At 51.0% G+C, this 8,958-nt stretch carries 8 protein-coding genes; 5 read left to right on the top strand and 3 right to left on the bottom strand.

Translation table 11 applies throughout. The annotated features are described in order from the left end of the window. Both VFE46_04485 and VFE46_04490 read left to right on the top strand, forming a co-directional pair. Positions 1-572: hypothetical protein (locus VFE46_04485; protein ID HZZ27244.1), on the top strand; the 572-nt coding region annotated here is incomplete at its 5' end. A 44-nt stretch (positions 573-616) separates the two neighbouring features. Next, positions 617-2,479 (top strand): tetratricopeptide repeat protein, encoded by a 1,863-nt coding sequence (locus VFE46_04490; protein ID HZZ27245.1) that lies wholly within the window; start codon positions 617-619, stop codon positions 2,477-2,479. Between the two features lie 45 nt (positions 2,480-2,524). Here VFE46_04490 and VFE46_04495 read toward each other — a convergent pair whose 3' ends face one another. Continuing rightward, positions 2,525-3,007, bottom strand: coding sequence for a DinB family protein (locus VFE46_04495; GenBank protein ID HZZ27246.1), 483 nt, complete (start codon positions 3,005-3,007; stop codon positions 2,525-2,527). Between the two features lie 373 nt (positions 3,008-3,380). Here VFE46_04495 and VFE46_04500 point away from each other — a divergent pair, with 373 nt between their 5' ends. The 3 genes from VFE46_04500 to VFE46_04510 all read left to right on the top strand — a co-directional run bounded on the left by VFE46_04500 (position 3,381) and on the right by VFE46_04510 (position 7,733). Continuing rightward, positions 3,381-4,139: an ATP-binding cassette domain-containing protein gene (locus VFE46_04500; GenBank protein ID HZZ27247.1), complete on the top strand. Its 759-nt coding sequence runs from the start codon at positions 3,381-3,383 to the stop codon at positions 4,137-4,139. Positions 4,140-4,170: 31 nt separating this feature from the next. Then, positions 4,171-6,396, top strand: a complete 2,226-nt coding sequence (locus VFE46_04505; protein ID HZZ27248.1) for an ABC transporter permease subunit/CPBP intramembrane protease — start codon at positions 4,171-4,173, stop codon at positions 6,394-6,396. Positions 6,397-6,464: 68 nt separating this feature from the next. Then, the gene (locus tag VFE46_04510; protein HZZ27249.1) at positions 6,465-7,733 is read left to right on the top strand and encodes an amidohydrolase family protein; all 1,269 of its coding nucleotides are present in this window, start codon (positions 6,465-6,467) and stop codon (positions 7,731-7,733) included. 13 nt (positions 7,734-7,746) lie between these two features. Here the strand turns inward: VFE46_04510 and hisG are convergent, their stop codons facing one another. Both hisG and hisE read right to left on the bottom strand, forming a co-directional pair. Further along, positions 7,747-8,601, bottom strand: coding sequence for an ATP phosphoribosyltransferase (gene hisG, locus VFE46_04515; protein ID HZZ27250.1), 855 nt, complete (start codon positions 8,599-8,601; stop codon positions 7,747-7,749). A gap of 9 nt (positions 8,602-8,610) precedes the next feature. Further along, positions 8,611-8,952, bottom strand: a complete 342-nt coding sequence (gene hisE, locus VFE46_04520) for a phosphoribosyl-ATP diphosphatase (GenBank protein ID HZZ27251.1) — start codon at positions 8,950-8,952, stop codon at positions 8,611-8,613. Positions 8,953-8,958 lie beyond the last annotated feature (6 nt).

Here is an 8,958-nt window from a genome sequence, read left to right on the forward strand (position 1 = left end):
CGCTAATGATGATCGCGTCGCTCGTATTTAATTTGCCTATCCATCTTGTCGGTGTCCACGGGGGGCCGGAGCTTGCGGGTGACTTGTCCAGCTCGTTGGTCATTTTGTCGGACATCTTGCTGTGTGGATTATTAATTGGGATATGCCTTTGCGTATTTTTTGCACGATCTCGATTTGATCGAGCAGTAGGGTACCAAGCTGCTTGTTTTCTTGTGATTACAGCCGTTATTCTGTCGCGTGTTCTGTCGCCGCAATATTTCATTTGGTCGATTCCACTTGCTTTTTTGTTAGCGATCGAGATATTTCCCCGGCGACAAAGCCTCTTTTGGATACTTACTCTTTTGCTAGCGGTGATTGGCACACTAACGACCTGGATTTTTCCCTATCATTTTCTGCAATCGCCGACCACGCCGCTGGCCTTACTTCCGTCCGATGTGCACGGAACAATTGCCAGCCTGCCTGCATGCGCGCTCGGTTTACGAAACGGGCTCTATTTGGCAATGGCAATCTGGCTAGGTGTGTTTCTAGTTCGAAAAATCGTTGGGGTAACGACATTAAGCAGCGGCCGATGAATGTCTGAGCTCAAAGACGCGGAGGCGAGGTAGCATCTCAAACAATGCGATCGAACAAATACCCAAGTAACATTGGAACGACAGATTCCATAGCCCGTCTCACCTCTGTACAGGTGCTATTGGGCTCCATGCTGATCGCTGCGCTGACATATTTCATGTACCGTCCTGCGATATCCGGCGAATTTGTCTTAGACGATGAACAGCTGACGCAGAATAGCCAAATGAAGGCGCCTGACGGTTTATATCAACTTTGGTTTACTACCAAACCAGCCGACTATTGGCCCGTCACCTACAGCAGTTTTTGGCTTGAATGGCGACTATGGAGTGATCACCCGACAGGATACCACGTGGTGAATTTAGTATTGCACGTGATCGATGTGTTGTTGCTTTGGTTGGTCCTGCGGCAATTAGCTATTCCGGGTGCTTTTTTGGCAGCTCTAATCTTTGCTGTCCATCCAGTCAACGTGGAATCGGTGGCCTGGATCGCACAACGGAAGAACCTTTTATCGCTCATGTTTTTGTTGTTGTCGACATTCTGCTATCTGAAATCCGAGGAACGACATGACTTAACAGCGCAGCATGCAGGACAATCCAAAACTGGGCCTTGGTATTTTGCGAGTCTGATGCTGTTTGTACTTGGAATGCTTAGCAAAGGCTCGGTGGTGATTTTGCCATCGATCTTGTTGCTGTTAATTTGGTGGCGGCGAACGCTTGTCACAAGTGATTTTGTTCGAATATCGCCATTTTTTGTCGTCGGTGGATTGTTGGCGCTTTTGAACATATGGTTTCAAAGGCATGGGGCAGACACGGTGGTGCGCGACGTCACAATATTGCAGCGAATATTGGGCGCTGGCGCGGTCGTTTGGTTTTATCTTTCTAAAGCGTTGGCACCGGTCAATTTACTGTTCTTTTACCCGCAGTGGAACATTCAAGTAGCAAGGTTCATTTGGTGGTTGCCATTATTCGCCGTACTGGCTATCACCGCCATTCTGGTGTGGCAGCGTAACAGTTGGCTGGTCAGACCGCTCCTCTTTGCTTGGGTATTTTTCAATATTTCCCTGATGCCAGTGATGGGTTTTACTGACGTCGGCTTCATGCAGTACTCGTTGGTCGCGGATCATTATCAACACATCGCAATCATCGGTGTCATTGCGTTGATCGCAGCCGGCTGGAGTTGCTGGTATAAGGCGTCTATAACCATCGGACGTTACGGTGCTGAAATTGTCGCCGCCATTTGTGTTAGCGGTCTGGCGATTTTATCGCTGAAACAATCCGGCGAGTATCACGATCCCATCACGCTTTATGAAGCGACGCTGGCGCAGAATCCCCAGTGCTGGTTTGCTCATGACGCCATAGGATATTTGCTGGTCAAAGATAATCGCTCTCGGGATGCGACCGTACATTTTCAAGCGGCATTAGCACTCCATCCAAATCAACCTAAGGTTTACAACGACTTGGGAATTGCGCAAGTAGAATCTGGGGAGCCAGAACAAGGAATTGCTTCCTTTCAGCGTGCCCTGGAACTCGATCCAAATTTGTCCGATACAGAATATAATTGGGGCCAAGCTTTGATCACTCTGCGCCGATTTGCCGAGGGAGTGAAACACCTGCAGCGGGCGGTCGAATTGATGCCGGACAACCAAGTTGAAGAAATGCTCAATAGCGGTCAATTTCAAGAAATGGTCAAATATCTTGAAGCGGCACGGCAACTCGATCCCAGCGATGTAAACGCCTATATTGCATTAGCCTTGGCTTATTCGCATGCTGGCCGCGTGGACGAATCTCTGGCCACATACCAAACGGCATTGGAAATGGCACTTGCGCAGCACCAAACCGCGTTGGCAGAGCAGATCAAAAGTTCGCTCGAAGCGCTGCGAGCGCAGAACATTCCTTCCCGCGCGCCATGACAGTTTAGCGGTGAATGTCTCGACGATGTGCGGCGAATAACAGCATCAAAACAGTGGTTTGCGGCCGAGCTGGCGGCGGACGACCGCCCATTGGCCGGCGTGCATGAGCCAGTGGCTGCCTTGCATCGAGAACATGGCGCCGACGGTGGGGGCATAATCCATTCCGGTCGGAGCATCGAGCTTGTCATCGGTCATTTTTTCCAACGCTGCTAATGTGGCGGCGCGTTGTTGCTTGTGAAATGTCAGCAATTCGTCCTTCTTGCAAAATTTGCTGGGGTCATCAGAAGTAGCGGTTTCTTTCGAATACTTATCTGCGAAACCGGCCGGCAGTGGCGGCAGGGAACCTGGCGCTAATTGGTTCAGCATATTATTTTCCGCGGCGATAAGATGTCCCACCTGCCAGTTGATGTGATTACAACCTGGGCACGGACGTTGGAGCATTTCTTTGTCGGTTAAATCTTCCAAATATGGCAGCGAAACCATATCGCCCATATCGATGCCAAGTTTTATCGCTTGTCGTGGATTCATTGCAGCTCTCCTGTAAGCGCGGACAAATTTAGACTTCAAAATGGATACAAGGGAATCATCATAACGTCGAATGATCAAAAAGTCGAAAGGCTGGGCAAGTGTGCCAGCAATCCGACCATCACCTAATCACAGACAGTTAGCGAATTGGAACTTCTAAGTGTCCGGCCGGAACAATCGTCATAACCGGAGCACAAATCAACGGGAAATTGGCTCACCGCGTGCGTGCAGTCGCAGGCCAACCCTAACCCTGTTAGAAAACGGGGCGACTGGATTAAACTAAAGTCAGCTAGTCGTCGGCACTTCAAACCTTTTTGTGCGGATGCTCAGTGGGCTCTGCGCTTTTCATTCTGGCATTTGGGAATCGATATCAACTGTGATTCATGCCCAACAACTTACGAAATCGTATGAGGATTTGCGCCGAGGCCAATTCGTGGCGCTGAATCACGTGACCTTCGATGCGCTGCCAGGGCAAATCTACGGTCTATTGGGTCCGAATGGGGCGGGAAAAACCACGGCTTTACGAATTCTGAGCACGATGCTGCGGCCCAGCAGTGGCTCTGCCACCATCAATGGATATGACGTTGTAACCCAGCCGGCGCAAGTGCGGCGGCAAATCGGCTTTGTATCGGCCAACACCGCAGTGTACGACCGCATGACCGCCTGGGAAATGGTCGAATATTTTGGCCGCCTCCATGGCATGCACGATGAACAACTTCGGTCGCGCATGGAAGATTTGTTTGCACGGTTGCAAATGAACGAAATTCGCGATTTGTTAGGCTCGAAAATGTCGACCGGTATGAAGCAAAAAGTATCGATTGCCCGGGCGATTGTGCATGACCCGCCGGTGATTATTTTCGACGAGGCGACGGTTGGCCTTGATGTGTTGGTTGCCCGGTCGCTGTTGAAAACGGTAGCCGAATTGCGCGAACAGGGTAAATGCATTGTGTTTTCCACGCACATTATGCGTGAGGCCGAAAAATTGTGCGATCGAATTGCCATCATCCATCGCGGCTCTATTCTGGCCGAAGGCGGGTTGGCGGAGCTGTGCCAAAAGTATCAGGAACACGATTTGGAAGAGCTGTTCTTTCTGTTAATCTCGCAACATGATGACGGATTGGCGGTGAGTAAGTGAAGCGGTTTACAGAATGTATTGTGAGCGGCACATGAATTGGCAAAACGTAAAGTTGATTTTTTTGCGTGAAGTACGCGATCAATTGCGTGATCGGCGCACGCTCTTCATGATTTTTGTGCTGCCGCTGTTAATGTATCCGCTGCTAGGGTTAAGCATTTTGCAGGTGTCGCAATTTCTGCGTGAGCAGCCTACGAAAGTGCTCATCGTTAATCTGCCGCAATTGTCCGACTTGCCGCCGCTGGTCGTTGACAATCATTTCGACCCGCAGTGGCTTAGCGACCCTGCGCAACAGCGGCTGTTTGAACTGCTAATTCCTAAAGACGACCAAATCGAAGCCAGTTCCGATAATACTGCAACTGAAGATCTAGCTCGCCAGGCGATTCAAAAAGGTGAATATCAAGCTGCAGTGGTGTTTCCGGCAGATTTTGCTCAGCAATTGGAGAAGTTCCGCGCCGAACTTCGAGGGCATACGGACCACTCATCAACGGATGGCCAAGCGGAGCCGGCGGTTCCGAATCCCGTTATTTATTGCAACACGGCGAACGAAAAATCACACTTGGCATACACGCGACTATCGAATGTATTACGCGCGTGGGCTGACGCAGTTGCTAAACAGAACTTGAAAGATTCGCAATTGCCAGAAGAGGCGGCCCGGCCTTTCGAGTTCCAGCGTCAAGATGTTTCGGAGGAACAGCAGCGTACGGCGGCACTGTGGTCAAAGATTTTGCCGTTCGTGCTATTACTGTGGGCATTGACCGGCGCGTTTTATCCAGCCGTCGATTTGTGTGCCGGTGAAAAAGAGCGCGGCACGCTGGAAACGCTGCTATGTAGCCCAGCACAGCGGAGCGAAATCGTTACTGGTAAGCTGTTCACAGTCATGGTGTTCAGCATGATGACCAGCGTGTTGAACTTGCTCAGCATGGGATTGACCGGCGGACTCGTCATTTCTCACCTGCCGGCGGCTGAGGAAGCTACACGAATGGTGCTGCCGCCGCTGGTGTCCCAATTATGGCTGTTGCTGGCGTTAGTGCCCGTTTCGGCACTGTTTAGCGCCTTGTGCATTGCCTTGGCTGCGTTTGCACGCAGCACTCGGGAAGGGCAGTATTACTTGATGCCATTGGTATTGGTCACGCTGCCGCTGGTAATTTTGCCGATGGGACCCGGCATGGAATTGAATTTGGGCAACAGTTTGATTCCCCTGACTGGCTTGGTGCTGTTATTGCGAGCGTTGCTGGAAGGAAATTATTTGGCCGCATTGCCGTATGTTCCGATTGTGGTCGGAGTAACGCTATTATGTTGTTTGATGGCGGTTCGCTGGGCGATTGAGCAGTTCAACAAAGAAAGCGTGCTCTTCCGCGAGAGTGAACGACTGGATGTGAGTTTGTGGTTGCGGCATTTGTTGCGCGATCGAAAAAATACTCCTACCGTAGCGGAAGCTGTTTTCTGTGCGGTTTTGATTTTGTTGATTCGGTTCTTCATGTCGTTCGCGATGCAGCCGCCCGACTCGTTTAGCGAATTCGTGCCGCAAATGATTGTGACGGAACTTGTCGTCGTTGCGTTGCCAGCATTATTAATGACAGTGATGTTGACACGGAGTCCGGGGAAAACTTTATTGCTCCGAATGCCGGCATCGTGGACTTTGCCTGCCGCGGTAGCATTAGCTGTGGTTTTGCACCCGGCGTTAAAAGTTTTGCAAGTAATCATCATGCAGCTTTATCCGGTGCCGCAGTCCATCGAAAAGGCGATGGAATCGCTGCATATGGCGTCCAATTTTTGGCCCTCCATCGCCATTCTCGCGCTCCTGCCCGCAGTTTGTGAAGAACTCGCCTTTCGTGGGTTCATCCTTTCCGGTTTTCGACACTTGGGGCACAAATGGTGGGCTATCGTCTTGTCCAGCATTCTGTTTGGCATTGTGCATACGGTTTTGCAGCAATCGATTGTCGCGGGCTTACTTGGAATGGTAATCGGTTACCTCGCGATTCAAACTAGCAGCATTCTTCCAGGAATGCTTTTTCACTTCACGAACAACGCGCTGTCTTTGGTAGTTGCCAAATATCACAGCAGCCATTTATTTCAGGGCATGACTCGGCCAATTGACGACGGAAGCGATTTTCTCTATCCGTGGTGGCTGGTAATCGTAGGAATTTTGATTGCGGCGACGATACTAATTCGATTTGCCCGCCTCGATTATCGCAAAACCAAGGAAGAAAAACTGCAAGAGGCCATCGAACGTCAAGCAATTACCGTAAATGTCTAACTGAAGTGTTTAACTGCTGGACCTGCTCGTAGAACCAACTTTACGAACTTCCAACCAGCGGAGTTCTAATGCTTGCTCTCCGTGCTCCTTATGTGTTTCCCGTTGACCGGCCTCCAATTCGTGACGGCGTGGTGGCCATCGATCATGACCGAATTGTAGCGGTCGGCGAGAGTTCTTCTCCCGCAATTCGCAATTTTTTGCCGGCCGCGCGCGATATGGGCCGCGTAGCCATTCTGCCTGGGCTGATTAACGCGCACACGCATTTGGAATTTAGCGATTTGCAACAGCCGCTGGGTACGCCAGGAATGGAATTTACGCAGTGGATTCGTGAGGTGCTGCGAAAGCGTCGTGAGGAGCCCTCGGCGCACGACGCAATTGAACGTGGAATTGCTGAATCGAGATCGTGCGGAGTAACGGCATTGGGCGAAATCGCCTCCACACCGTGGCAGAGCAAAATATCTCCCTCGCTGGAGATTACCGAGTTTTGTGAAGTAATCTGCTTTCGCCATGACGCGGATCGTCAGAGATATCAAGCAGTGACAGAAGCCATTGGCGATGTTGCGTGCGAGGCAGAGTCACCGATTCATTGGTCCGAGGTATTACGGCCCGGAATCAGTCCCCACGCTCCATACACCGTACGGCCGGAGATTGTTCGGGAGTGTGCCGTTCTTTCGGCAAAGCGGCGAATTTCGCTGTCGATTCATTTGGCCGAATCGCGCGACGAATTGATGCTGCTGAAAACAGGGAAAGGGGCGTTCGTCGACTTGCTCCAGGCATTCAATGCGTGGGATCCCACGATCATTTCGCCCGCGTCAAGACCTTTCGATTACTTAAAAATTTTGGCGAAGGCGCATCGATCGCTCGTCGTTCATGGCAATTATTTAGACGATGAGGAAATCGAATTTTTGGCAAATAATGCGCATCGCATGTCGGTCGTGTATTGTCCGCGGACGCATGCATTCTTTAACCACGACGCTTACCCTCTGAGCACGATGCTCATCGCTGGAGTAAATGTGGCGCTGGGAACCGACAGCCGGGCGTCGAATCCGGATTTATCGATAATGGAAGAGCTGCGATTTGCAGCGGGGAAGCACCCCCATGTCGACCCAGCAAATTTGCTGCAAATGATTACAGTCAATGCTGCGCGAGCTCTAGGCCGAGACCAAGAAATAGGCACGATTACCCTGGGAAAATTTGCCGACTTGGCGATTCTCTCGCTGCCAGAGCATGACGCAGTTGACCCGCATGAGCTGCTGCTGGAATCCAGCAGTGGCATTGTAGCGACAATCTTTCGTGGGCGAGGCATACACGGTGAAAAATTTCTCATGCAGAGGTGACTGCTGCGCCAGGCTACAGCCGGCAATTAGCAATCTGAGTTTCTAAAATGGCTGAGGCGCCGATGGCTTCCAGCCGTTCCATAATTCCAATCACCTCGCCGCGCCGGACCATTACTTTCACCGCGCACCACTGCGGGTCTTCCAAAGCGCTTACGGTCGGAGAATTAAAGCCCGGTGTAATTTTCTCTGCCTCTTTGAGCTTGGATCGCGGCACATTGTACTCTAAAAGTGAATAGCTACGGGCAATGACAACTCCTTCGAGCCGGCGAACCACTCGATCGGCCAATTCTGCATGTCGCTTTTGTTTATTTTGAATCAGAACCGTCTCATAATTTCCAATTTCGTCAAGAATTCTCAATTGATTAGCAGCTAATGTGCTGCCGGTTTCAACCAAGTCGACAATTGCTTCGGCGACCCCCAGTGCGATCATAATTTCTACGCTGCCAGTCAATGTGACCAAATGTGCCGCCTCGGCCCCATGCTGCTTAAGGTATTGTCGCGTTATGTTTGGAAAACTTGTAGCAATTCGGGTCCCGTGCAGGTCTTTAGTAGTTTTCACGGAACTATTTTCCGGGACGCATACCGCCAGTCGGCAGTTTCCGATGCCCAGATCCAGTCGCTTGATGACGTCAGTGTTGGATTCGGCAACTAGGTCTGCGCCGACAATTCCCATGTCGATGGCCCCCTCAGCGCAGAGAATGGAAATATCATCAGTCCGCAAAAAAGTTATATCGACCGGAATTTCCTTGCATCGCGCAAATAGCATGCGCTCCGAACGGCGAAAGCTCAGGCCGGCTTCTTTGAGCAAGCTTTCGGCCACTTCGGCTAAACGGCCTTTGCTGGGAATGCCAATGCGTAGGTTTTCCATGAGAATCTATTACTGCAATTTGCGGCTTGCCTTTTCGTCCAATCCACTGATGCCGAAACGCTTGGCAATTTCGGCCTCGACTTCCGCCAGTTTTACCTCGCGATGGCCCAGAATAACAAATAAATGGTAAAGCAGATCGCCCGCCTCGCGGACCAAATGTGCGCGTCCTTCATCACCGGGCTCGCCGGCCGCCTCGACAACTTCGGCGGCTTCTTCGATGATTTTTTCACCGATTTTCACCACGCCGCCGGCAAATAAAGTAGTGGTATATGATTTGGCCGGCGGATTGATTTTTCGATCCTCGATCACGGCCATCAATTGCGCCAAAATGTGCTGCTGACTGCCGTTCACCGTAAC

It is taken from the genome of Pirellulales bacterium (assembly GCA_035656635.1).
Taxonomy (GTDB): domain Bacteria; phylum Planctomycetota; class Planctomycetia; order Pirellulales; family JADZDJ01; genus DATJYL01.

Excerpts from the sequence above, each read along its gene's own strand:
- VFE46_04505 (HZZ27248.1), top strand. The coding sequence starts at position 4,171 with ATGAATTGGCAAAACGTAAAGTTGATTTTTTTGCGTGAAGTACGCGAT.
- VFE46_04510 (HZZ27249.1), top strand. The coding sequence starts at position 6,465 with ATGCTTGCTCTCCGTGCTCCTTATGTGTTTCCCGTTGACCGGCCTCCA.
- VFE46_04490 (HZZ27245.1), top strand. The coding sequence starts at position 617 with ATGCGATCGAACAAATACCCAAGTAACATTGGAACGACAGATTCCATA.
- VFE46_04495 (HZZ27246.1), bottom strand. The coding sequence starts at position 3,007 with ATGAATCCACGACAAGCGATAAAACTTGGCATCGATATGGGCGATATG.
- hisG (HZZ27250.1), bottom strand. The coding sequence starts at position 8,601 with ATGGAAAACCTACGCATTGGCATTCCCAGCAAAGGCCGTTTAGCCGAA.